Annotated in this window: 19 protein-coding genes, 1 tRNA gene and 3 pseudogenes; 8 read left to right on the top strand and 15 right to left on the bottom strand. The window is 36.1% G+C overall.

Going from position 1 to position 26,664, the window contains the following annotated elements; all coding sequences use genetic code 11:
* The first annotated feature begins 1,388 nt into the window (after nt 1-1,388).
* Nucleotides 1,389-1,682 (top strand): helix-turn-helix domain-containing protein, encoded by a 294-nt coding sequence (locus OO7_RS11775; RefSeq protein ID WP_008916156.1) that lies wholly within the window; start codon nt 1,389-1,391, stop codon nt 1,680-1,682.
* A 483-nt stretch (nt 1,683-2,165) separates the two neighbouring features.
* Here the strand turns inward: OO7_RS11775 and OO7_RS11770 are convergent, their stop codons facing one another.
* From OO7_RS11770 to OO7_RS11755, 5 genes are read right to left on the bottom strand one after another with little or no spacing between them, the layout of a single operon-like run.
* Nucleotides 2,166-2,834: a methionine ABC transporter permease gene (locus OO7_RS11770; RefSeq protein WP_008916155.1), complete on the bottom strand. Its 669-nt coding sequence runs from the start codon at nt 2,832-2,834 to the stop codon at nt 2,166-2,168.
* Nucleotides 2,831-3,844: a methionine ABC transporter ATP-binding protein gene (locus OO7_RS11765; protein ID WP_008916154.1), complete on the bottom strand. Its 1,014-nt coding sequence runs from the start codon at nt 3,842-3,844 to the stop codon at nt 2,831-2,833. Before OO7_RS11765 ends, OO7_RS11770 begins: the two co-directional genes overlap by 4 nt.
* Nucleotides 3,845-3,847: 3 nt before the next feature.
* Nucleotides 3,848-5,305, bottom strand: coding sequence for an FAD/NAD(P)-binding protein (locus OO7_RS11760; protein WP_008916153.1), 1,458 nt, complete (start codon nt 5,303-5,305; stop codon nt 3,848-3,850).
* Nucleotides 5,292-5,657, bottom strand: coding sequence for a peroxidase-related enzyme (locus tag OO7_RS17190; RefSeq protein WP_236620649.1), 366 nt, complete (start codon nt 5,655-5,657; stop codon nt 5,292-5,294). Before OO7_RS17190 ends, OO7_RS11760 begins: the two co-directional genes overlap by 14 nt.
* A complete protein-coding gene (locus tag OO7_RS11755; RefSeq protein WP_236620648.1) occupies nt 5,657-6,439 on the bottom strand; it encodes a carboxymuconolactone decarboxylase family protein in 783 nt (260 codons plus the stop codon). Before OO7_RS11755 ends, OO7_RS17190 begins: the two co-directional genes overlap by 1 nt.
* Nucleotides 6,440-6,654: 215 nt before the next feature.
* Here OO7_RS11755 and OO7_RS11750 point away from each other — a divergent pair, with 215 nt between their 5' ends.
* The 6 genes from OO7_RS11750 to OO7_RS11725 all read left to right on the top strand — a co-directional run bounded on the left by OO7_RS11750 (nt 6,655) and on the right by OO7_RS11725 (nt 13,534).
* Entirely contained in the window at nt 6,655-7,500 is an 846-nt protein-coding gene (locus OO7_RS11750) for a MetQ/NlpA family ABC transporter substrate-binding protein (protein ID WP_008916152.1), read from the top strand.
* 552 nt (nt 7,501-8,052) lie between these two features.
* Entirely contained in the window at nt 8,053-10,011 is a 1,959-nt protein-coding gene (locus OO7_RS11745; protein ID WP_008916151.1) for a PTS mannitol transporter subunit IICBA, read from the top strand.
* 11 nt (nt 10,012-10,022) lie between these two features.
* Nucleotides 10,023-11,174, top strand: a complete 1,152-nt coding sequence (locus OO7_RS11740; RefSeq protein ID WP_008916150.1) for a mannitol-1-phosphate 5-dehydrogenase — start codon at nt 10,023-10,025, stop codon at nt 11,172-11,174.
* A gap of 95 nt (nt 11,175-11,269) precedes the next feature.
* Complete coding sequence (locus OO7_RS11735) at nt 11,270-11,803, top strand: MltR family transcriptional regulator (RefSeq protein ID WP_008916149.1); 534 nt, start codon at nt 11,270-11,272, stop codon at nt 11,801-11,803.
* 300 nt (nt 11,804-12,103) lie between these two features.
* Nucleotides 12,104-12,178: transfer RNA gene (locus OO7_RS11730), tRNA-Arg, on the top strand.
* A 165-nt stretch (nt 12,179-12,343) separates the two neighbouring features.
* Complete coding sequence (locus tag OO7_RS11725) at nt 12,344-13,534, top strand: tyrosine-type recombinase/integrase (protein ID WP_008916148.1); 1,191 nt, start codon at nt 12,344-12,346, stop codon at nt 13,532-13,534.
* Here OO7_RS11725 and OO7_RS17520 read toward each other — a convergent pair.
* The 3 genes from OO7_RS17520 to OO7_RS11710 all read right to left on the bottom strand — a co-directional run bounded on the left by OO7_RS17520 (nt 13,510) and on the right by OO7_RS11710 (nt 16,546).
* A complete protein-coding gene (locus tag OO7_RS17520; RefSeq protein WP_008916147.1) occupies nt 13,510-14,742 on the bottom strand; it encodes a hypothetical protein in 1,233 nt (410 codons plus the stop codon). The genes OO7_RS11725 and OO7_RS17520 overlap by 25 nt on opposite strands.
* 10 nt (nt 14,743-14,752) lie before the next feature.
* Complete coding sequence (locus tag OO7_RS11715; protein WP_008916146.1) at nt 14,753-15,718, bottom strand: DNA-processing protein DprA; 966 nt, start codon at nt 15,716-15,718, stop codon at nt 14,753-14,755.
* A gap of 369 nt (nt 15,719-16,087) precedes the next feature.
* On the bottom strand, nt 16,088-16,546 hold the full coding sequence (locus tag OO7_RS11710; protein WP_043892706.1) for a hypothetical protein: 459 nt from the start codon (nt 16,544-16,546) through the stop codon (nt 16,088-16,090).
* Nucleotides 16,547-17,627: 1,081 nt separating this feature from the next.
* On the opposite strand from OO7_RS11710, the gene yidA reads away from it, so the two are divergent.
* A complete protein-coding gene (gene yidA / locus OO7_RS11705) occupies nt 17,628-18,437 on the top strand; it encodes a sugar-phosphatase (RefSeq protein ID WP_008916144.1) in 810 nt (269 codons plus the stop codon).
* A gap of 123 nt (nt 18,438-18,560) precedes the next feature.
* Here yidA and iolB read toward each other — a convergent pair whose 3' ends face one another.
* The 7 genes and pseudogenes from iolB to iolD all read right to left on the bottom strand — a co-directional run bounded on the left by iolB (nt 18,561) and on the right by iolD (nt 26,655).
* A complete protein-coding gene (gene iolB, locus OO7_RS11700; RefSeq protein ID WP_008916143.1) occupies nt 18,561-19,391 on the bottom strand; it encodes a 5-deoxy-glucuronate isomerase in 831 nt (276 codons plus the stop codon).
* 116 nt (nt 19,392-19,507) lie between these two features.
* A pseudogene (iolE, locus tag OO7_RS11695) lies at nt 19,508-20,400 on the bottom strand (myo-inosose-2 dehydratase).
* Between the two features lie 30 nt (nt 20,401-20,430).
* Nucleotides 20,431-20,724, bottom strand: a pseudogene (locus tag OO7_RS16530) (2-deoxy-5-keto-D-gluconate 6-phosphate aldolase domain-containing protein); the annotation flags it as partial.
* A 230-nt stretch (nt 20,725-20,954) separates the two neighbouring features.
* On the bottom strand, nt 20,955-21,383 hold the full coding sequence (locus OO7_RS11690) for a PTS mannitol transporter subunit IIA (RefSeq protein WP_008916140.1): 429 nt from the start codon (nt 21,381-21,383) through the stop codon (nt 20,955-20,957).
* Between the two features lie 51 nt (nt 21,384-21,434).
* Nucleotides 21,435-22,841 (bottom strand): sugar porter family MFS transporter, encoded by a 1,407-nt coding sequence (locus OO7_RS11685; RefSeq protein WP_043892705.1) that lies wholly within the window; start codon nt 22,839-22,841, stop codon nt 21,435-21,437.
* A gap of 398 nt (nt 22,842-23,239) precedes the next feature.
* On the bottom strand, nt 23,240-24,226 hold the full coding sequence (gene iolG / locus OO7_RS11680) for an inositol 2-dehydrogenase (RefSeq protein WP_008916138.1): 987 nt from the start codon (nt 24,224-24,226) through the stop codon (nt 23,240-23,242).
* Nucleotides 24,227-24,719: 493 nt separating this feature from the next.
* A pseudogene (gene iolD / locus OO7_RS11675) lies at nt 24,720-26,655 on the bottom strand (3D-(3,5/4)-trihydroxycyclohexane-1,2-dione acylhydrolase (decyclizing)).
* Nucleotides 26,656-26,664 lie beyond the last annotated feature (9 nt).

Below are 26,664 nucleotides of genomic sequence, written 5' to 3'. Positions count from 1 at the left end.
CACAGGAAATAGATAAAAATAATTATTACTATTTACAAGAATAGCCTTATCTAATTATAAAGTATTTTTAAGTGACTATTTATCGAATTTATGTGATGGAAAATATGATATTGAAAATACCGACGAAAATGAAAAAATAGGATCAATGAGTTTGTTTATTCTTTCTAATTTCTCATATACAAATAGTGCAACACTTGTTACGCGTATCAAATCTATTGTTTCTGAATACCTTATATATCGCAAATTTCTAACTTCGCATAATAATATACTTTAAAATTTGATTTAACTAACTATTTTAATTGTGTCACATAAATATTATAGAATGTATGCAAAATACCTGTATTAAACCAATAATAAAACGATATTACATATGATGTTAATAATGATTTGTAGTAGATGTTATCATTTTAATGACTGACTTTACCATTAATAACCTGTATACACTAATATTGAGTAGGTGATTGTTGCTGATAATTGATTTGCGTCGGAATAATATCAGATAAAAGTGATTTAAGTTGCTATTTTATATTGGTTATTTGGGGGTGTTATCACGTGATAAAATCTGGTTAAGTGATACATTGTTCGAATAAGTCCCCATTTCTTGGTTAAATCTAGACTATAACCCTGTAAATCCATTCACATAAAGAATTTATTTATATTAAATTCTTTATTTTTATAAAAATTTAATTTTTTATATTTTGTGGTATGCTTCATAAATTAGAAAGGAAATGATTACTTTATGGGAATGCTTTGCTATGTTATCTCTATAAATTGTCTTTTTCTTTGCTGCTACTTAAAAAACAGGATAACCCTTAATAATTGTAACTGAAGATATGCCTTTGTAACTCGTTGATACTTAAGATATCACAATGATAATTTTAAAAAAATTCTTTTATTTACATTTATTTACAGTATAAACATGCTTATCTAAATCCGTATACTCGTAAAATGAATGTCGTTTTATAAAACCATTAAACTTGTTACAGTATTAAATAATTCTGTTTATTTCTTTTATTTTTAGATTTTTTTTCGGATAATTGGTACTAATTTAGATTATAATTCCGGTAAGCTATAACGCATTATTCGGGTTTATAACAACAAGTGTAAGTTGTGAAATGAATTATCATATTGAAAGTAAAGGGTTATTTTCGGTTTTTGAGCTTTTTTAGATGATAAAAATATTTCGTTACACAAGTGCAATGTCATTTTTGGATTAGTTGAAACTAATTATATGGCTAGTATATTATTCCCCGTAAGATATAGGCTGAATCGTTGTTAATATACCTAAATGTCTATATCTATAAATAAAGATAACAATAGAAAACATAGAAAATCACTCAATGATTTTTCATTTCATTAATATAATATAAGTTGAAGCGAGAATGTTTATGAATACAAAATATCCTGTCGCTTGTGCAGTCGGACAAAAAATTAAGTCGTTAAGAAAATCTCAAGGTTATACTGTTTTCCAGTTAGCGAAAGAGATTGATATTAGCGAACAACAATTGTTTCGTTATGAACGCGGTGTGAACCGTATTGATATTGACTGCCTAGTAAGAGTTCTAAAAGTATTAGATGTAAATATGGGAGAGTTTTTCAGCGAAGTTCTGCAAGAAGATACTCGTATTGATGAAGATAAAGAATCTAAAGGATTCGATGATTCCATTTATTCACTCATTTAATTAGACAATTATTTTTGTTCCAAAATGAAACGAGATGAAGTTATTAACATTTGCTTGTTTCAATTAAGAACATAATTGTGGTAATGGTAATTGAGTACTATCTTTGTTGAATACTCTGATAAGTGTATCTTTAGTGTTTATATACTATGAAAATAAAAGCCCTTTTCTGGGCTTTTATTTTTTACAGTGTTAAAAAATTAGAAATTTATATAAATATGAATTAAAAATTATTCAATTTAATTGTAATGAGAGTAATTCATCATTTAAATTACTTAATTTCCGTCATTATATAAACGTTGAACAAGGCATTTGTAGCTAATACCAACCAACTTCTCCAACAGATTTAAAATGATTAATAAATTTTTATTAATAGTAATTTAATTCCCAGCTTATCAATGTAATGTATCAGATTGAATTTAAATGATATTTCTTGCTGTCTTATTCATCAGTAGAACTAAAATATTATTATTTTTTTTGAAAAAACTAATGAAAACGTGCTTTTTTAGCTAAATAATCCCCTATAAATTGCATTCCTTGTACAATAATAATTAGCGTAACTACTGTAATTGCCATGGCAACGTTGTCAAAACGCTGATAACCATAGTTGAGTGCAAGATCACCTATTCCGCCGCCACCGACTGCACCAGCCATTGCAGTTGCACCAACTAATGTAATACTTGCGGCGGTTAAGCTCAGGATCAATGATGATTTTGCTTCAGGTAAAATAAAATGCCATATAATTTGCCAGTTGGTTGCGCCCATTGAATCCGCCGCTTCAATGATGCCTGAATGAACACTAAGTAATGAGTTTTCAACTAAACGCGCGGTATAAGGTGCGATATAAATCACCAGCGGAACAATCGCTGCGGTTGTACCAATTGATGTACCTACTAAAAATCGCGTAAGCGGGATCATGGCAACAAGCAAAATAATAAAGGGAAGTGAACGCAATGTATTAATTATGGGGTTAACAATACGGTAAATCCCTTTATTTGGCCAAATTCCTTCAGGTCTGGTGACGATAAGAACAATTCCTAGTAAAATACCAAGTAGAGAACCAATCACCAAAGCAATAGAAACCATTGTAAAAGTTTCGGACATAGCCAGTAAAAATTGTTTACCTGTTAATGCTGTTTCAAACCACTGTGTCATACTTCCCCCTGATTAACTGCTACTCCGCGTTGACGTAAGAAATCAACAGCATCTCTAATCGCCAAGTCATCACCTATTATTTGTACAAACATACTGCCGAGCACCACGCCACTAATTTCTTTCATATTGGCGAATAGAATATTTATTTTCACTTTATCTTGTAAGATCAACTCATTGACGACGGGTTGTTGTGCTGAAGAGCCTAAAAACTCGAGTCGATAGACATTATTTTGATGTTCAAGATTATGTAAAACACGTTCAGGGATCTCTTCATTGAGCACTGTTCGCACAAATTTTTGTGTTGTTGGCTGCTGAGGTTTAGCAAAAATATCAAGTATTGTACCTTCCTCGACTACGCGCCCATTTTCCATAACGGCAACACGGTTACAGACTTGCTCAATCACTTCCATTTCGTGGGTAACCAGTAAAATAGTGATGTTTTGCTCTTTATTTATCTTTTTTAATAAAGACAGAATAGATTGGGTCGTTTGAGGATCAAGCGCAGATGTTGCTTCATCACATAATAATATTTTAGGGTTATTAATTAGCGCGCGAGCAATACCAACGCGTTGTTTTTGTCCACCTGATAACTGCCCTGGGTATTGATGTTTTTTATCACTCAACTCAACATAGGCTAAAATATCATTAACGCGCTGGTCGATTTCTTGTTTATTAAGACCAGATAAAACTAATGGCATCGCAATATTCTGAGCGACTGTTTTTGTTTCTAACAAATTAAAATGCTGGAATATCATGCCAATACTTTTTTTATGTGCCCGAATTTCGGCTGCATTATGATTGGCAATATTTTGCCCATTAATCACAACTTCACCTGAAGTTGGTTTTTCAAGTTGATTGACGAGCCTAATTAATGAACTTTTTCCTGCACCGCTATATCCAATAAAGCCGAAAATATCGCCTTCATTAATGCGTAAATTCACATCTTGCAGGGCGGTCAATGAGTGCCCATCTTTTTCATAAATTTTTTGAATATTTTGAAATGAAATCATTGATTACTCCACATTGTCCGTTTGCGGAATTCTCTGGTGATAAGGTAACGCGGGTTGCCATTCATCACCGAATAGTTCGGCATCAGTACTATTTTTTACTTGTTCTAAATGTTGCTCTTGATTAGCAAGATATAATTGACCTGCAATATGTTCGGCCAATCGTTGCGCACTGGTATTGGTATTTGGGATCAATCCAATAATGGGACCCATGCTTAATGTTGCGGCTAAATTAAAACAATAGATTTTGTTTAAGTTGGGTAATTGATCTGGCAATTTGGTTTGAAATTCAAAATATTGGCCAAGATAGGGGTAGGATGAAAGCTCACTATTTTCCTCATTTTGAGGAGGCGTGTAGACATCTCCCCATATTTTGATAAGAGGCGCAATAGCATTGAAAGCAGTGTGCTTTTGCCAGTTTATGCGATAACCAGTGGCTAAAATAAGGTAATCAAACTCAAAGTCACCTTGAGTCGTTTTCACCAATAGCTTGTTATTAACGACTTTTACCTGTTTGATTTGTGTATCAAAATTAAAAAAAGCATTTTGATGGCGAGAAACCCTTAAGGTACTACCATGTGGAGCAGGGGTTTTTGCTTTGACAACATAATCACTATAATGCCATTTTTGTTCATCAGTGAAATTAACATAAGCTTGTGTTAATCCAGGGCTTCCGGCCACTTTTCCCCGATTTACTCTTGGCATATCACTTGCGCGTATAAGCAATTCGACTGAATTTGCACCATGTTCAAGTGCTGTTGCAGAGCTATCCATTGCTCCCGCACTATAGCCAACAACGCCAATGTCTAAACCTTTGAAACGTGCATAATCACTTCCCGTATAAGAGTGTTCCCAATATTTTGCAGGAATATCATCCATAAAGTCAGGGATATTCGGCTCACTAAATGACTCCATGCCAGTGGCAAGAATGACATGTAAAGCCTGATAATGCTGTATGCCAGTAGGTGTTTGAAATGTCAGCGAGTAGCCTGATGATTTAGGTTGAATATCAATTAACTGATATTCATTAAAGACAACAGGATCTGTTATGGTTTTAAACCATTGTAGATATTCGCCCCATTGCAAACGCGGTATTTTATCTAATGCCTCCCATGCTTCATCACCAAATTGCGCTTTAAACCAAGCTTGGAATGTTAGCGAAGGTGATGCTAAAGCAGGCCCTACAACCTGTTTTGGCGAACGTAATGTTTCCATTAGCGCAGGTTTTTCCCAGGGACCTTCTTTTCCTTTTACCGCCATATCAAAAATGACAGATTCAATCCCTTGTAACTTCAATGCAAAAGCGGCTGTAACACCTGACATGCCAGCACCAATAATTGCTACATCTAATTGATTTTCTGAATCAATGGCTGACAATGCCCAGCGGTTTAATGGGATATTCAGATAGTGTAAATCTTGCGCGATTTGTTTTTCTAATTCAGCTAATCCATTAGTGTTTACCATTTTCGTTCTCCTGATTTTCATTGAGTTCAAATGGTTCTCCTAGCGACAACATTAATCTATTTGCCCACGAGAAAAAGGCAGTAGATTGAATAAGGTCAAGCAGTTCTAATTCGGATAAGCCAAGTTGTCGTAACGTTTTAATTTGCTGGTGAGCTGCTTGTATCGGCGTTGCGGATAATGAAGCAGACAAATCCGTGATAGCCGTTAACCTTTCATCAAATCCTGTCGCTAAAATGTCACCTGCTGGTGTCGCTAGTAACTGATTAACATCATCTTTGCGATCTTTTGCATATTGGCTCGCTTTGCGTGCATGAACAGAAGCACAATAAATGCAACCATTCACTTTACTCACTACAGCGGCAGCAAATTCACGTTCCCAGCGCGGTAATCCACCGGAGGTATAAAAATACCGCGGTCAATTAATGTTCTGATCTCTAAAATTTTACTTTGGTGTGCAAGCAGTAAAAAATATTCCGAATTAAGTTGGCCAAATTTTTTCATGACCAAAGCTTCATCAGAGCTTAATGTTTGCTGTTCTCTGGCTTTTAGCCAAGACGCCCAACCTAATTGATCTTGAGTAAAAGCGGTTGGTGCGGGTAAACCTTGGTGGGTTTGTGCATTGATATTCCAATGACCCGCCGTGATTGGCGCAGTAAGTGAAGAAGGAGGTTGAGTGTCGACACCTTGAAGTAATAAAAGCCCTTCAACAAGTCTTGCTTGATAAGTGACAAAGGTAATCAATTGGGCAAGTAAAATAATATCGGCTTCATTCCAACCTTGCTCTGTTAATGATTGGATTAATTCATAATGTGTTTTTTTCGGTGAATGAACTAATACCTGCAAGTAATTTTTGGCCGCTAAAAGTGCCGCAGTATTAAGATCATTGGAGGATTCTTTAATTAGCGCTTTATAAAAATGCGCTAAAACTAAACTTCCTGTTTGTTGAGCCACAAGATGAGCAAATTCATATTTAACATCTTGAGTTAACAATACCGATGGTGTTGAAAAAATGGTCGTGAAAGCGAGTTGTGTATTTTCGGTTGCACTTAAACGTTCTTCTCGCACGGTCGTTAAATTTGACTCTGGTGTAATTTTAATCAAAGAGTTGATTAAATCATTATTGAAAATTGGCATGTTATAACTCACTTTTTTTTAACGTTTTTTTTACTCCTCACATTACATATCAAGCGATTCATTATACGAACTAACAATTTGTCATAACGTTATTCGATAAAGTTATAAAAAATAAAATTTATATTCTTTTTGTATTAAGATATAACGATACGGTCTAAGTAGAATTAAAAAACATGATTATACTGCCAACATTATTCACACAGGGCTGTAACATTATGTTGAAACAAAAAATAAAATTAATTTCGTTGATTGCGGCAGCGGCTATCGGATTATCAGCATGTAATGACCATAGCGAAAAAGATAATGCCAATAAAAAAGAGATCGTGATTGGGTTTGGTGTTGGTAATTATATTGATCAAGTTGATAAAGGAATTGTCCCTATTCTTGAAGAGAAAGGTTATAAGGTCACTTTGCGTCAATTCTCTCAGAATAGACAAATTAACCCAGCCTTTGAAGAGGGATCAATTGATGCTTCAGTAAATCAAAGTCGGGCCTATATGGACGCTTACAATAAGAAAAATAATATTAATATGGTAGCGCTGACAGATTCTCCAAGTGCGCCACAAAGTTTGCGTTCAAATAAACATAAATCAATTGATGATGTTCAAAACGGCATGATCGTCGCTTTATCTAATGATCCGGTAAATGCCGAGCGTGGCGCTCGTATTTTAGAACAATTAGGTTGGATAAAAATAAAACCGAATATCAGTACATTGACTTTCAGTGTTAATGATATCGAACCTGCAAAATATAATCTTGATATACGTGAAACAGATGCTGCACAAGGTTTACGTCTACTTGATGATGTTGATTTTGTTGTGGTGAATGGCAATTATGTTGCAAGTGCGGGTCAGCGTATTGCGGATGGGTTAGTTGTAGAAGATTCACCATTAGAACATCGCGTCGTTGTGACTGTCATGCAAAAAGATACAGATTCTCAATGGGCTAAAGATTTAAAAGATGCTTTCGAATCAAAAGAGTATGCTGATTATATTCGGTCACAACGTATTTATGATGGATTTATCGAACCTCAAGCTTGGGCGAATTATCCAAAGCCTTAACTCGTTAGGTAAAAAATCAGAGAAGTATTGATACCGATATTTATTTGAGCCTCTATATTCAGCACCTCACTCAATATTAAGTGGGGTGCTTTCCCAGCCTTTATTCATTCCCTTTCTACTTAAATCAGCGTAAACAATTTAATAACAATAGTGCTTAATTCCATTATCTAATTCTGAAATTTTATTACAAAATAAATTTATCACATCGGAAATTGAGTAAGGTTTTCCCAAAAATTAGCACAACATGAAAATAATTTGTGATTGTCGTCACTATTTCGTAATAAATACGAGTAATAAAATGGTGATATGTATCACATTTACTTTTAATTATGCGCAAAAAATAAACGATGTAGTTTTTTAACGGGAATAAATCGTGATTAAGATCACCCAATAGGTAGGGGGAATAGGGGGGATATGGTGAGATTGGTCACAAAAAGCCCACGTGGTACGCATCCGATAACAGTCATGCTAGAGTGAAACTGTTCATGAATCACAAACGTTATTTGGCGATAACGTTATAACCATATCATTTTCGTACCACGGGGTTCTATTATGGTAACATCAAATGTCAAACTAAAGGTACAGAATTTTGGGCGATTTCTCAGTAACATGGTTATGCCCAATATTGGTGCTTTTATCGCTTGGGGGCTAATTACTGCTCTCTTTATTCCAACAGGTTGGTGGCCTAATGAAACATTAGCCCAACTTGTGGGACCCATGATCACATATTTACTTCCTTTATTAATTGGCTATACCGGCGGTCGTTTAGTTGGCGGTGAACGCGGCGGAGTTGTTGGCGCAATCACCACAATGGGGGTGATTGTCGGAGCTGACATGCCAATGTTTATGGGCGCAATGATTGCTGGACCTCTTGGTGGTTTAGCTATTCGCCGCTTTGACCGTTGGATGGCGGGAAAAGTAAAAACAGGTTTTGAAATGTTGGTGAATAACTTTTCATCCGGCATTATTGGCATGTTACTGGCGATTCTTGCCTATTTGGCGATTGGCCCGTTAGTTGAAGGCATGTCAAAAGTGCTTTCTGCGGGTGTCAATGTGATGGTGGCGCATAATTTATTGCCACTGACATCAATATTTGTTGAGCCTGCAAAAATTCTTTTCCTCAATAATGCAATTAACCACGGTATTTTCTCACCTTTAGGTATTCAACAAGCAACCGAAACAGGATCATCAATTTTCTTTCTGATTGAAGCAAACCCAGGTCCAGGTTTAGGTGTGTTATTAGCCTATATGTTTTTTGGCAAAGGAAGCGCTAAACAATCCGCTTCAGGCGCTGCAATCATTCACTTTTTTGGTGGAATACATGAGATTTATTTCCCATATGTATTGATGAATCCGCGTTTACTGATAGCTGTCATTTTAGGCGGTATGACGGGTGTCTTTGTGATGGGCATTTTTCATGCAGGCCTTGTTTCCCCAGCCTCACCGGGTTCAATCTTTGCGGTATTGCTGATGACACCAAAATCATCATTAATTGGTGTGATTTTATCTGTTCTGAGTGCCACTATTGTTTCATTCCTCGTTTCTGCAATTTTATTAAAAAGAACGCGCGTTGGTGATCAGGATGATTTAGCCAATGCAACGAAAAAAATGCGGGAAATGAAGTCGCAATCCAAATCCTCGGGTGAAAAAAATAGTGATAATGCGCAAACTAATAGTGCTGAAAGTTTAGAACATGTGCAAAAAATAATTGTTGCCTGTGATGCAGGGATGGGATCAAGTGCAATGGGAGCGGGTGTACTGGCTAAAAAAATAAAAGATGCTGGATTGCATTCTATTTCAGTCAATAACATGGCGATTAATGACTTACCGTCAGATGTTGATATTGTTGTGACACATAAAGATTTAACAGCCAGAGCAAAAACATTTGCACCTAATGCGATGCATATATCACTTAGTAATTTTTTAGATAGCCAAATATATAATGATTTAGTGACTCGATTACTTGCGAATAAACATCCGCAAGCTGCTAATGATGGCCGTTTAATTAAACAAAATATTGTGGCAGCAAATGATGAATATTATGACAGTGATGCACAAGAAAAAGCATTATTTACATTGAGTGCGCAACATGTTCACCTCAACTTAACTGCAAAGAATAAAGAGGAAGCGATTCGTTTTGCAGGACAAAAATTAGTTGAAGGAGGATATGTTGAACAAGAGTATGTTGAGGCAATGTTAGATAGAGAGAAAATGACCTCCACTTATCTTGGTGAATCAATAGCTGTTCCGCATGGCACTATTGATGCTAAAGATCGCGTTTTAAAAACAGGAATTGTTATTTGCCAATACCCAGAAGGCGTTCAATTTGGTGATGAGCCAGAAGATATTGCCCATTTAGTCATAGGAATTGCTGCACGTAATAATGAGCATATTCAAGTTATTACACGGATTACCTCGGCATTAGATGAAGATGGAATGATAGAAAAACTGAGTCACACGAAGAGTGTTCAAGAAGTTCTCGAAATTTTATCAACACAAAGTGCAGCGTAAGGAGTTTAATAATGAAAGTGATTCATTTTGGTGCAGGCAATATCGGCCGTGGTTTTATCGGTAAATTATTAGCAGATGCAAATTCTCAAATGACATTTGCAGATGTTAATCAACAACTCATCGATCAATTAGCACATCAACAAAGTTATAATGTTCATGTTGTTGGTGCAGTACACAGTATTGAAAAAGTGCAACGAGTTAATGCGATTAATAGTTTAGATCCTAAAACTATTGAACATATCGCGCTAGCCGACATGGTGACAACCGCCGTTGGCCCGCAGATTTTAGAAAAAATAGCAGAAACATTGGCAAAAGGTATTTTGTTGCGAATGGAGATGGGAAATACCAAACCATTAAATATCATTGCATGTGAAAATATGGTGAGGGGCACAAGCCAATTAAAACAGCATGTATTGGCGCATATTCCTGCCTCATCGCATTTCTGGGTTGATGAACATGTAGGCTTTGTTGACTCTGCTGTTGACCGTATTGTTCCGCCAATGGACGCAGCAAACGACGACCCACTTGATGTCACTGTAGAAACCTTCAGTGAGTGGATTGTCGACCAAACTCAATTTGTTGGGGATATTCCCGCGATAAAAGGCATGGAATTAACCGATAATTTGATGGCATTTGTCGAACGCAAGCTATTTACCTTAAATACAGGGCATGCTATCACTGCATATCTTGGTCAACAAAGGGGACATAAAACGATTTGTGATGCAATCAATGATCCTTATATCGCTTCAATTGTAAAAGGTGCAATGCAAGAAAGTGGTCAAGTATTAATCCAACGTTACGGATTTGATCCTATTAAACACGAACAATATATTGAAAAAATATTAGGTCGTTTTGCTAATCCTTATTTACATGATGATGTTGAGCGAGTTGGGCGTCAACCGATGCGCAAATTGAGTCCAGAAGATCGTTTAATTAAACCACTTTTAGGAACCCTTGAGTATCAACTTGATAACCGTAATTTAATTATCGGTATTGCTGCTGCATTACATTTTAGGTGTAATGAAGATCCACAAGCTGTAGAAATGGAAAGATGTATCCGTGAATATGGGTTAGAAAAAGCGATTGAACAACTTTGTCGATTGACGGATTATCCGCAGATAATTTCATCTATATGCCAACAATACCAATTAATGGATAAATAATTGCATCTAGTCAGATGTGCAAATTATAAAGGCGGTTAATATTCACTTCATGGCAGTGTATAAGACATTGCTATGAAGTGAAGTAAAGAGTCATTATGGAAAATAGACAAAAGAAAGAAAACGAGATCCTTGAGCGATTAAATCAGAATTTAAGCATTCATTTATTCATTCAAGAAGTTATCGTATTGATCACGGAATCTGTTGATCAGTTAATGTTAAAAGTTTTCCGTAAGGATGATTACGCTGTTAAATATGCTGTTGAGCCTTTATTAGAAGGAGACGGCCCATTAGGACAATTATCAATAAGATTAAAATTATTGTTTGCATTAGGTGCTATTTCTCGAGAAGTTTATGAAGATATAGAATTACTACTGGCATTAAATGAAGTGCTTTCATCAGATGAAACGAAACGTTTTTCGTTTATTGATGATGAAATATTAGGTTCAATTGAGATGTTACATTGCATCAATCCGCTCCCCAAAATGATGCTATTTAATTTGCCAGAAGACCAAGTGGATTTACAATTAGTGGATCTCCAAAAAGAGCGTTATCAAAGAATGGTCAAATCATCATTGGTATTATCAGTAACATCTTTAATTGCTCAAATATTGGACACAGATGTTTTTTGATATTCCGTCATGGCGTATTTTTTCACTGATAGATTTTGCGAAGTTATCACCAAATTCATGTGTATTAGCTCAATATCAATATACAGTACAGAATAATTATTTTTGTAAATGAAGGCGTTGCCCCAAGATAATCTTTGATAAAAGCACAATTGCTGTAATATTGGTCTATTTCCACTCATTTTGTACAAAATAGCATCATTAGGTGATGTTGATTCCTGTTCTATTAAATTAATTCAACGTAACAACTTGATTCAATTAGAGGTCTGAAGTAAAATGCCCCCTCTGTTATATATCTGCTATGTCCCCTTAGTTAAATGGATATAACGAGCCCCTCCTAAGGGCTAGTTGTAGGTTCGATTCCTGCAGGGGACGCCATTAGCACTTCTAAAAACATCTCATAAAGTCTAGTTTTTACATTAAAACCAATCAATTAAATGACATCATTGTCTAACAATGTCCTACAATGTTTACTGGAATCTAAGTGCTAATGTGTATATTATTGCGTATAGGTCTAGGTTCAATGGAAAAACTATACACATTATGCTGCTAACTGACATTCAAATTCGCAAAGCCAAACCTAAAGATAAAGCGTATACCTTAAATGATGGTAAAGGCTTGTCACTACTTATTGAACCTAATGGTTCTAAAGGTTGGCGTTTTCGTTATCGGTTTGCTGGCAAGCCTAAAATGATCTCTTTAGGTGTTTATGATCAAGTATCTTTAGCTGATGCTAGAAGAAAAAGAGACGAAGCAAAAAAACAACTATCAGAAAACATCAATCCTAGTGATGCACGTAAATCAGAAAAAATAACCCTCAAATACGCCACAGAGAATACATTTCACGCAGTTGCAATGGAATGGCATGCATCAAAATGCACCACTTGGACAGAAGGTTATGCAAATGAAATATTACGTTGCTTTGAAAATGACGTTTTTCCTTATATTGGAAGTAGACCGATAGACCAAATAGCTCCATTAGAACTACTTGCAGTCCTCCAAAAGATAGAAAAGCGCGGCGCACTTGAACAAGCAAGCAAGATCCGTCGTCGTTGTGGGGAGGTATTTAGATATGCCGTCATTACAGGCAGAGTAAAATATAATCCTGCTCCCGATTTAGCTGGAGCTATGAACAAGCCAGAAACTAAGCACTTTCCGTTCCTACGTGAAAATGAAATCCCTGATTTTGTCAAAGCCCTGAATAACTACCAAGGTAGCAAAGTAACCAAATATGCCACCCAGTTATTAATGCTTACTGGTGTTAGAACTGTTGAGTTAAGATTCGCGGAATGGTCAGAATTTGATTTTGAAAATGCACTTTGGGAAATACCTAAAGAACGAATGAAAAAGCGTCGCCCTCACTTAGTACCCCTATCACCACAGGTTCTAGAAATACTTGGTAAGCTGCAAGTCATTACAGGTAACTATCCAATACTTTTTCCGGGTCGCAATGATGCAAGAAAACCTATCAGTGAAGCTAGTATAAATAAGGTTATCGCCAAGATTGGCTATAAAGGCAGACTGACAGGTCATGGATTTAGACACATGATGAGCACTATTTTGCATGAGAAAGGTTTTGATAGTGCATGGATTGAATTACAACTTGCGCATGTTGATAAAAACTCCATCCGTGGAATTTATAATCATGCTTTGTACCTAGAAGGTAGAATAAACATGATGAATATATATTCTCTTTTAATTTTAATAAATCAAAATGGCCAATCCCAATTTTGATATTTTTTAAACAGCTCCGTTAGCTCTGCTGGAGCTAAGTTATCGACGATATTAGCACGATAACTATGCGTTTTCCCTAACTTCACATTTTCAAATGTATTAGGCTCATAAGCATTAAATTCAGGTAGTTTAGACAATGTATATATATCTGTATTTATCGTTTTTAACCAAGAAACAAGTATAACTTTCGCACCTGCTTGCTCTATAAATGCCCTTGCAGCCTCGAAGCTATAACCTCTTGTCGTAATATCATCGATCAATAAAACTGTTTTACCCTTTCCTAATGGCGATTTTTTATACCTAACTTCTGGCGTTCTAAGAGGCGTTTTATTTATATGAATTGTATTTAATTGATTACAGTGATTAATTTCAATTCCAGCATTTCTTGCAGATTGTGATTTTATTGCTGTCGAATGTCTAATAATCAGATCTGGGATATAGTTTTTCCTGAAACATTTTCCAAATAAAGAAATAGCTTCATCCATAATATTATTACCGTATCCTTCTTGATGTCCAGGATACACACTCACATAGTCTATTTCTTTATGTAGTCCACTGAAATATAAACTCGTTATTAGAGCACTAGTCCAAAAATCAGGGTGACCTAGTCCATGCTTAGCAGCCGCTCGAGCATCTTGCGAGTATAATGTATACTCTTCTTTCATCGTGCTAAAAGGAGCTAAGGCATAGTAATTAAAGTCCTCATCATGAATTTCATGACACCATAAATGTTCTCTCAAACAAAAGGTATCTATATATCTAGCAATATCTTTAGGTGATGAGAACTCAAAGCCATAGTTGATTTTATCCGCCCACCAAGTAGCTCTTAAGAATAAAAGCTCACCATTAACTGCGGTCTGCATATCATTCTCAGTAGCACCAATATAAATAGTCTCAGTACTTTCCCAACCCATACGTTCCAGAACATATTTAGTTGCATCCGCTTTTGGCTTCCATGGGATATTATCATCTTTATCTCTGGATAAATAAGTGAAGTCGCCCCAACGCTCGTGTAGAATATCTTCTAGGTTGCGTCCATCTTTACGAGAAAGCCATCGTCTATTAGTAAACACTACAAATTCAATACGTTTATCTCTAAACAATTTTATTAATTTATCAATTTCTGAAAATATTTCAGCATTTACAATAGCACCTTGAGGGAATAATGTATCTTCTACACTTAAAATAACACCTTTGATTCTACTCATGATATATCCCTTAAAAATCTAAGCTTTGTTGGGCTGGAGCATCCTTTTTTTCATTACTAATTTCAGATAATACGCTGGTAATATTCTTTGGTAATTCAATAGAGATTGCACCTCTATTTTTTTCTGAAAATACTAGTTCAGGTCTTTCTGCATACGTTTTTGGTAAATAGATATTTATAATTTTTTTATTATATTTAAATGCATACTCGACTGTATGAGCAGTACCACTCTTAATTTTCCACTCAACTGGAAAGAGTACTGAGCATAATGCAGCTTGTATTCTATTTCTTCTAACAAAGTTTTCTGAACTATATGTTTGTTCAGGAAGGTACTCAGTCACTATTGTTCCATTATTTTTAATTATTTCATGACTGATACTAGATGCACCTTTAGGAAATTCAACGAAGATTCCATTACCCAATACTGCAACTGTTGGTATTCCATACCTGATAGATTCGGTGTGACATAACTGGTCAATTCCCGTCGCTAGCCCGCTTATAGTACATAAATTAAGATCATTTAAAGAGGAAATTAATATTTTTGTTAAAAACATCCCATCGATTGATGGCTTTCTTGTTCCAACTATAGCAACTGATTTTCTCTTTAAGTTATCTAGCTGGCCACTTACAAAAATCCAGTAGGGTGGCTCACTGATTGACTTCAAAGATTCTGGAAACGAAGGCTGGTCATAAAAATATAAATTTACACCATTATTCTTAAGATTCCTCGCTCTTTCAATACCTGATGCCCATAATTTCTGTTGATACTCGCTCCATAGCACCCCTTTAGGTAATGGAATACGTAAGTATCTACTAAGTACCTCTTCCGAATCAGCTTTCAAAAGCTCTTTAAAACCAAGTTGAGATTCATAAATTTTTCTTAAAGTCCAATAACCAACCCCTTTTAAAGAAGTAAGGGCAAGAAAAGCAACAATTTCATTTTTCCAATAATCTATTGAATCACTATGGTTTTCCATATCGTATTAGCCCTTTCCACATGACAGCAGAGCGCAGTTTTGTTGATAAAATATAGAGTTAGGTATAGGTCAAAGTGCAAAAAATTTTTATGTTTGTTTGTAATAATATTTCTTTTTTAGCCAGTTGTCCAAAATAGCAGATATTTTGGATTGCTCTAACAAAATAGTTAGCAATTTCAACGTAAATTACAAAACCACGAAAAATGCACTACAGCGCGCTGTCCACTTCCCCTAAAAAGTATCAGCCCGTTATTGGTTGAGATATCCAACTGAAAAGATTAAACTTATATTGTTAGCTTTGAAATATCGGACTTTCATGCAAGTATTGCATATACAAAAAACTCAGCCTTACCAGTTGAGTTTTTTGTTCTATTGTTTGAAGTACGTTTCAATTACATACCAAAATGAGAAGAATAAAAATGCATAAGATAATATAAACTCCCACGTTCTCTTTATGACTAAGCAAGACTTAAAAAGGCTTCTATTTCTTATGACACTTTTAAGTTGCATAATAAGCTCATAAAACTCATTATCAGATACTCTGGCCGCACGTATTTTTTTAAATAGCTCAGATTCTTTTTTTGTGGTAAATGTTGATGCTTTGGCAATCATGACAAAACGCTCACTAAAGAAAAGTAATGCAATCGTAAAAGCTATTAACTTAAATACTTCATCTGAAACACCCCAACAGGCTAAACAAAGCAAAAATGTCCACTCACCAATCTTTGACTCATCTATCGAATCCCACCATTCAAACATAGATTCTTTATAGTCACTGATTTCATTTTTTAATTGTGGAAATTGAGGCGAAGAATTCGTCCTATGCATTTTACTATCCTTAATGTTTAAAAGATTACCAATCATCAATGATGATAATATAGCTTACCTCATATCTAGCCCTCTAGAAGTAAAACAAGGAAGAAATAACAAACGAAGCCCCCCCTCACGAAATAAAGATCTCTACCACGTAAAATGCACTACACCGCACCCGCCTGCACAATTTGGATCATAAAATTATTTCAGTTTTAAAATTCTACAAAACATATCGCCAAGCCTTGCCAATACTAGGGAGTCGCCGAAAATCTCAAACTGAAATGTGTGAAAATATTTTCAATAAATTTCAGTTTTCAAGTGAAGCACACCTAGCGAATTAATTTATAATCACTTGAATATAAATAGCTTTTCTATTTTACGTGAGATTTTCACTTAAGAGTTGAAGCCGCATAAAAACTGAAAAACCAGCATCCATACGGATTGAGAGGAAATAGAAAACTGAAATATGAACGAATTAATTTTTTATTTTAGTGTTTGTTTTTTGAACTAATGAATCTTTATTTAACCACGTGTCAATCAAACGGTGGGCTTCTTTTTCTGTATATCCCCTTAGCTCTATGACTTTTTTATTGTCACTCACTTCTATTCGAATATTACGTTTTTCATTAAACATATTTAATTACTATTAGTAATAATCGCCACTTGGTTATATATCAAAATTACCTTTATACCATTCACCTTAATTTACTTTTCGCTATGCTCTTATGCTCTATTTTCGATAACATCAAAACATAGCTGCTTTGGCTGGTCTTCGGGCTTCTTATGACAAATAGAATGTGAAAATGTCAGCGTTAGCCTATAAGTGTGTCCACACTCAGGGCAGTATATTTTCATTACTCGCATTGCTAATCCCCCTTGCCTTGTATGCCTTCCAGAATAAAGCTCATTAAACACATCCATTTCCAATTTCACTGGTAACAGTGGTAACACTGGTTACATCATTGATTTTAACTAATAAGTTCTATTAAATCTTAAGTTAATTTTTTAATATGGGCATAACAGATAATATCTGTGTGCTCTCCCTTTAGCACAAATATTTTGATAGCTATTTTGGGTAGTAGAAAAGGAAAAGCATATGGCTGTAAAATTGATCGCAATTGATCTTGATGGAACATTGTTAAATTCACATCATCAACTTAGTGATAATATTATTACTACTCTTCAACAAGCAAGAAAGAATAATATACAGGTTATCTTAGCTTCTGGGCGTCCATATTCTGGCATCCAACCATATATACAGCAGTTAGGCTTCAATCAACCTGGTCATTATTGCATTAGTAACAATGGCAGTGTTATTCATGACGCATCTAATGGCAATCATCTTGTTGATTTTCTCCTTGATCTTGATGATTATAAGAAAATTTACGAACAAACTGAGGCACTGTCTTTATCGTTACATGCTCTTGGCGATAATAAAATTTTTACTGCGAATAAAATTATTGGTTTTTATACTACCCATGAAGCTTATTTATCTAATACATTAATTCATTATACGCCAATAGAAGAAATGCAGTGCAATATTCAATTTACTAAATTAATGATTTCATCTGAAGAGAGCTATTTATCAAGTGTAATCAAGAAAATACCAGCAAGTTTTTATCAGCAGTATACTTTAGTAAGAAGTACACCTTATTTTCTTGAAGTATTAAATAAAAATGCAAATAAGGGGCTAGCAATACAAGCGCTTGCTCAACAATTAGATTTAGAAAAGCATGAAATTATGTGTATTGGTGATCAAAACAATGATTTACCAATGTTTGATGTTGCAGGAATTTGTATTGCTATGGAAAATGCAACGGATGAATTGAAATCTCGCGCAACGCATATCACAAGCTGTAATAATTCAGATGGTGTAGCAAAAGCGATTGAGAAATATGCATTATAAGTATATTAACTACCTTTATCTTTCGTGATTTAATCATAAAAAATGCCGATAATATATTTATCGGCAAAAGGATAACAGATTTGGTATTTATTTTATTCTACAACATTCACGTCTTGCCATTATTTACTTTTCACGATGCTTATTAGCATAAGTTTCGCTATTGACCCAATTATGATCTTTTTCCCATGTAAATAACCATTTCCGTGTAGGACCCGCCATTACATTGAGATAATAATTATCATATCCAGCCATTGTTGCCATTGGGTGGTAACCTTTTGGCACCATAACTACATCTTTATTATACACCGCCATACACTCATCTAATTCGCGATCATCTGTGTATACGCGCTGCATGCAGAAACCTTGAGGTGGATTCAAACGGTGATAATAAGTTTCTTCCAAGTAAGTTTCGTTTGGCTCATTATCTGTGTCGTGCTTGTGGCTCGGGTATGAACTCGTACAACCTTCATCGGTAAAGACTTCAACGACAAGCAAGCTATCTGCAGATTTATCGTCAGGTAAAATATTATGGACATAACGTTTATTATTACCATGGCCGCGCTGTTCAGCATCAATATCATCAGGACCAATTAAACGGGTAGGATATGTTCCTTTACCTTTGGCACGACATACCGCAAGTTCAAGCTGAGTTTGTGCAGTGACATCAGCAGATTCTTGTGAGGTCACATAGACAGCATAGGGCTTTTTACGTTCGAAAGGATCCATGCGATCGCCAATATTTTCAAACGTTTGAGAAGGCGTTTTAATCGTCGCTTTACCCGCAACTAATACTAAACACATTTCGTTTTCAGATGCAGGTAAGGAGATAGATTCGCCCGCTTTGAGTTCATAGACATCAAAGTGAACATAGCCCCAATCGGCAATCTGAGGAGTGATATGCTGAGTACGCTTATGTTCATCTGGCGTATGATATTTCGACAATAATTTTGACATAACTTTCCTCTTATATCTGACATCATTCAAACCACAAAAGCCCTACCTTTTATGGTTTGAATATTGATGGTATCCATCTAACTATTTAAATTTTAAATGGATACCGAGTAAATTACCTAGATTAAGCCCGCATCTTTTGCCAGTTTATGAAGATTGTTATAACCCATAGTTGCATAAGTTAAAGGATGAGCAATTGCCGGGTCTTGCTCTGCTTCTACAACTAACCAACCGTTAACATATTGGCTATTTTTAATACTTTAAACACTTCTGGGTAATCAACACAACCATCACCTGGAACAGTGAAGACACCTGCAAGTACGGCATCTAAGAAACTCGTTTTGCGGTTTTTAACATCACGTAGAACATCCGGACGAACATCTTTGCAATGAACATGATTAATGCGTTTTGCCCAGCGTTTGGCAACTGCAACAGGATCTTCACCAGCAAAGGTCAAGTGACCCGTATCTAGTAATAAACCAACTTCATCTCCCGTATGTTTCATTAAATTATCCACATCTTCTGCGGATTCAATGACGGTTCCCATATGATGATGATAGGCAATTTTAACGCCTTGAGATAAGGTATATTTTGCAAATTCAGTCAGTTTTTTACCATATTCTTCCCACTTATCTGCTGGGAATAGAGGGCGCATATGAACAGGTTTGCTTTGATCGCCGTGGATACAGTGAGTAACTTCAGCAAAAACCATGACTTTTGCACCTAAATCACGTAATAGTGCTAAGTGTTCTTGTGCAGCTTCTATCTCTTCTTCTACGCTGCGAGTTAATAGTTCACCCGAATACCAGCCTGAAACGAGTTCTAAATCGTGTTGTTTTAAAATAGGACCTAAAACCTCTGCTTTACGAGGGAATTTATTGCCTAATTCAAAACCTGCAAATCCGGCCTGACGGCCTTCTGTCAGACATGTTTCTAAAGGTGTTTCAGCACCTAAAGTTGGTAAATCATCATTGGTCCATGTCAAAGGGTTAATACCAAGTTGGATTGCCATGATGAAGCTCCTGTGTAGGTAAAAGTAATATTATTTACGCTGACGCCATAAGGCTATCAGGTTGAGGTAATTTGATTTAATCTTTTGCACGAGCTCGTCGTCGTCGATTTCACCTTTCATCCACGCGAATGAAGGTTTACCAAACAAAGTTCTGCCTACGGCAAATCCTTTCACGATAGATTTTCCGGCTGCTGCATTAAAACCTGCTTGCAGTTCTGCTTGTGGTGCATCTAATCCTAATAGGACAACACCGCGGCAATAAGGGTCGCGCTCTTGAATATCCAGTAAGAGCGCTTGCGATTTTTTATTTGATGATAATGTTATACGGAATATTTATTTCATTTTCAAGAATTGAGGGAATATTAATTTCATTATGTGATCTGGCATTCGTTTTTCTGTAATTAGCTAATAAATAAGAAAATAAAAAAACGCTAAAGTCGTGAAAGGTTTAAATGAAGTGTTTTTGAATGAAATAAAATGAAATGAAACAACTAGAAGTGAAATTGATAAAATAAAAGATGGGATCTTTATGCGACCCCATCTATAAAGGCAATTTAGCGCTGAAGAATGCTTAAGAATTCTTCTTTACTTGAGGTGAGTGATAAGGCATTAGCAATAAATTCATCACTAAAAATTAATGCTATTTCCTTTAGTACATCAATATGTTCTCTTGATTTAGCAATTACACCAATGGCAATAAACATGACATTTGTTCTATCCCAGATCACGCCATCAGGAAATTGGAAAATTTCAACACCAGTATGTAAAATAATATCGTTAGCTGATTTAGGTAAATGTGGCAGTGTAATGCCGTTACCTAAAAATGTGGATATTTGGCGTTCCCTTTCCTCTAAGAAATGAACACAATCTCTATCGACATAACCTTTCTTTTTAAACTCAGCGCCGACCATTTTTAATACTTCGGCTTTATTTCTTGCATGACAACCTAAATGCAAATTACTTGTGGTCAGTTGTTCAATCATATCTAACCCTCTTTAAAATTAATTCGGTATATTTATATCAATATACAACGGTTACATTGATGATAATTCTTCTTCCAGTTGTTCTAATGATTTATTTGATGTTTCAGGAAGCAATTTCACCACAAAGACAATAGCTAAGTAGTTTATCACGGCGAAAATCAAGAATACTGGACCTAAACCAAGTTCTGCTTGCAATACTGGGAATAGATAGCTGACGATAGCGTTCATAATCCACATGAAGAACACGGAGATCCCCATAGATAACCCACGAATTTTAAGTGGGAAGAGTTCAGCTAGTACAACCCAAGTTAAGAAGCCCATAGTACCTTGCATGACACCAACAAATACAGCACCGAGTAACCAGATTAAGGTCGCTTTTACATCGCCAGTTAAGAAATAATCGGTTGCAGCGATTAATAAGTGTAAAGAGGCCATTAAAGCAAAACCACCAATAATGAGGGTTTTACGTTTAAAGCGGTCAACGAGGAAAAGTACACCGATAACCATACCACCTACAGAGAAAACACCATTTAATACGTTAAATACAAGAGAGGTTTGTTCAGAGAACCCAGCTGTTTTGAGGATCTCAGTACCATAATACATAATGACGTTAACGCCCGTGGTTTGCTGTAATGCAGCCCACACCATACCAATTAAGACTAATTTGAAAATCCAAGGTGTACTGAAGATTAATGCTAAGCACTTCTTATTTGCATCAGGATTTTTCTGCGCTTCAGCGGCCTCAACATCTAACAAAGTTACAATATCTTCATATTCTTGAATTGCTCGTTTTTCTGGACGAATTTGTTTGAGAATTTTTAATGCTTCTTCGCGGCGGTTCTTGCTCATTAACCAGCGAGGACTTTCTGGTGCTTTCCACATACCAAATAATAGACATAGGGCAGGGACGGCTTGCACCAATAACATGTAACGCCACACATCAGGTAAATGCCCCCAGACTGAGCCAATAACCGCGTTAATAGCAAAAGCGGCAAGCTGCCCAATAACAATGGCAACTTCATTTAACCCAGTCAGTTTTCCCCGCATTTCAGTAGGGGCAACTTCTGAGATAAATGTCGGTGCGGTTACAGATGCGCCACCAACGGCAAAACCGAGAATAAACCGAGCAATCAGAAGGATTTCTATATTCGGCGCAGCAGCTGATAAAAATGCACCAAATAGGAATAGAAATGAAAGATAAAGCAAATAAGTACGGCGTCCAATAAAGTCAGCGACCCGTCCACCACAAACACTACCTAATGCTGCACCGACTAACAGGACACTCATCACGAGCCCTTCAGTAGTTGGTGTTAGTCCCATGTTTTCTTTCAGTGATGAAAATGCGCCATTAATTACACCGGTGTCATAACCAAAAAGCAATCCGCCAAAGGTTGCAACCAATGTGATCTGGTGCAACCTTTTCCTCTGTTGTTCATTGAGATTCATTATTAATGACATATTATTACCTTATTATTTGAATCATTATGTCTACCAAAAAAATGCTTTTTCAGTAATTAAATAATTTCGACTCATTACATATTCAATAATGAAAACATTTTTTGGCTCTCTGATGTGAATCACTAACTTCGTTAACTTCAGACCTGAATTAAGAATTATTTATTTTCTTAAATATAAAATCGGAGCTTATAAATATTAATAATTAAATTTATTAAATAAAATTAAATTGAAAAATCAAAAAATAGCTATAAATTTACCTTAGGTGACAAATTGAATATCAATGTTATTTATTTAAATTTTCAATTTATTAAATAAATCTATTTATTTTAATTGGCGGGCGAGAAGTTTTTTCTCGTCCGCTAATGGGTAATCAGATATAAAATAGTAAAAATGACTAATTACAGTTTAACTTCTTTACCCGTTTTTAATGACTCGAGTGCTTTGTCTGCGAGATATAGAGCAAGTTCACCATCTGTGCCTGTTGTTTCTGATGTTGCTCGACCTGCTAAAATATCAACGAAATGTTCCCATTCCGCTTTGTAGGCTTCGTTATAACGTTGTAGGAAAAAGTACTCAGGTTTTGCGGATAAACAGCCAACTTCACTGAGTAATTCAACGCTATTTTCTTTTATATTTCCTGCTGTTAATAGTCCTTTTTCCCCATGAAGTTCAATACGTTGGTCATAGCCATAGCCTGAACGGCGGCTATTGGAAATGGTTGCCATCGCGCCTGAAGGGAATTTCAATATAATAAAGGCAGTATCTATATCGCCAGCTTGTCCAATCGCAGGATCAACAACATTACTGCCTTGAGCAAATACAGAACAAGGCTCTTCGCCAATCATGAATCTCGCCATATCGAAATCATGAATAGTCATATCTCTAAACATACCGCCTGAAACTTTGACATATTCTGCTGGTGGTGGTGACGGATCGCGCGAAGTAATTATTAATGATTCTGCTTTACCAATAGCGCCTTGTTGGAATAAATTTTTCAGATGGCGAAATTGAGGGTCGTAACGGCGGTTAAAGCCAATGAATAATGGAACGTCATTTTCTTTAACACTTTTGAGGCATTGTCTTACACGTTCAAGATCGAGGTGGACAGGCTTCTCACAAAAAATTACTTTTTTATTTTTAGCTGCCAACTCAATTAAATCAGCATGAGTATCTGTAGCGGAAGCAATTAAGACACCATCAACATTTGGGTCTTGCATAGCTTCTTCTGGGGTTTGCACTTTTGCTTGATATTTTTCTGCCAAAGCAACTGCATTAGGTTGATAAGGGTCAATGACAGAATAAAGTGTCGTTTCTTTATGGCCGGCGATATTAACAGCATGAACCTGTCCGATACGTCCCGCGCCGAATAGTGCTATATTGAACATTCAAATGCTCCTTGATACTTTAAATCCACTATTTGGATACTACGGAATATACCAAATAAAACGTTCATTTCAATTCATAATTTTTTGGAAATTATGTTTTTGAGTGCTAGATAACAAATGTTACATTAAAGTGTATTTTTAGTGTTAGTCAGATCACAAATTAATAATGTAAGTACTCAGTATCTGACAGTAAAATATGTATGGGATAGCGTTTTATTTTATGGTTATTTAATTTTTTCATTTTTTAGTTAAAATTTAAAAACATACATTTCATTAAATAATTTTTTAAACTAAAAAAACCATAAAAAAACCCAGCAAAGGCTGGGTATAAAAAAATGATTAGTGTTGAACACTATGAATTATAAAATGAATACAAAACTTCCATTAACTTCCGACCTTGTTACTTCTAACGACTCGCTAAAGCTTACAGAAAATCCCTCAACGGCAAAACTACCGTCGAGTGATCTCTGTTGAGCTTAAACAATCAAAATAGTTAATAAAGACGTACTTTATGTTCAACCATATCTTTAATTTTTTCAGCTGCCGCCACGATTTCTGGCTTTTTAGCAACTTGAGCAGTACCGGTTCGCCACCAAGCTTCATAACCATTAGTCATTGTTTTTGGTAACACTTTAATGTCAATCAACACACATCCAGAATGCGATTTTGCATCTTCTAACGCGTTAATTAGCTGCTGTTCATCATGGACACGGTAGCTCTTGCATCCATAACTTTCGGCGTTTTTAGCGAAATCCACTTGGACTAGAGGTCCGTCCATCATGCCCGTTTGTGGGTTTCGATGACGATTTTCTGTGCCAAAACTGCCCATACCTTGACTCATTTGCAAATTATTGATGCAACCAAATCCTGCATTATCAAACAATAAAATGGTTATTTTAAGGTTCTCTTGGATAGCAGTTTGTAATTCGCTATGAAGCATTAGATATGAACCATCACCAACCATTGCATATACTGATTGATTTGGTGAAGCAATTTTTGCACCAACAGCCGCAGCGATTTCATATCCCATGCAAGAATAACCATATTCAAGATGGTAAGTATCGCGGTGTTTTGGTAACCAAATTCGTTGTAAATCACCCGGCAGCGACCCTGCGGCACCAACAATAATTGCATCATCTTCAATATGTTGCTGCATCAGTCCTAACACGCGCGTTTGTGCGAGTTCCGTTCCTAATGTTGTTTTATATTCTTCCAACTTATCATCAAGGTGACCTGAGATTTCTGGGACAAAATCTAATGGGCGATATTGGATGCTAAATAGGCGATCCATTTCTGTAGCCCATTGTTGTTTAGCATTTTGTATTTCATCTCCCCACAGGGCTTGATAATCAGTATTTTTCAGCTTGCTATCCAGTGTTTGCAATGCTTCTTTTGCATCAGCAACGACGGTTAGTGCATCTAATTTAATAGCATCAAATTCGGCAACATTAATATTTAGGAATTCAACATTAGGATGACTAAATAATGACTTAGAAGCTGTAGTGAAATCAGTAAAACGTGTACCAACACCAATAATTAAGTCCGCATCTTTAGCAAGTAGGTTTGCCGCAAGACCGCCTGTGGTACCGATACCGCCGACATTTAATGGATGGCTAGCAACGACAGCACTTTTACCTGCTTGCGTTTCACCAAATGGGATCTGGTAATCTTCTGCAAATTGTAAAAATACATCATGGGCTTCTGAGTAGCGAACTCCACCACCACAAATTAATAATGGTTTTTTCTTCCGTTGGATCAGTTTAATTGCTTCTTCTATACTGACCGTAGTTGGGGGTCTGCGCTCAATACGATGAACTCGTTTTTCAAAGAAATAGTCAGGGAACTCCCAAGCTTCGCCTTGTACATCTTGTGGTAAACAAATTGTCACTGCACCTGTATCAGCAGGATCAGTTAATACACGCATCGCATTGACCATGGCCGCCATTAACTGTTCTGGCCGCGAAATTCTATCCCAATAACGAGATACAGGTCGGAAGCAGTCATTAGTACTAATTGTACCATCACCATATTGTTCTACTTGTTGTAAAACGGGATCAGGCTGGCGTGTGGCGAAAGTATCACCGGGTAATAATAATAAAGGGATGCGGTTTGCTGTGGCGGTAGCAGCGGCTGTGATCATATTTGCTGCACCAGGTCCAACAGAAGAGGTGACCGCAATAATTTGTTTACGTTTTTTTGTTTGCAAAACCTGTCGCAATATGCGCCATGCCTTGTTCATTACATCCTTGATAAACACGCAGGTGTCCAGGCGCTTCTTCCAGCGCCTGTCCTAAACCTACAACATTACCATGGCCAAAAATCGTAAATATTCCCTGAATAAACGGATACTGCTTACCATCGACGTCAACATATTGTTGATTAAGAAACTTCACCAATGCTTGAGCTGTGGTCATTTTCTGCTTATTCATACGGGTCTC

The organism is Providencia sneebia DSM 19967 (genome assembly GCF_000314895.2).
Classification (GTDB): Bacteria; Pseudomonadota; Gammaproteobacteria; order Enterobacterales; family Enterobacteriaceae; genus Providencia; species Providencia sneebia.
This window is presented reverse-complemented; position numbering and strand designations above follow the sequence as displayed.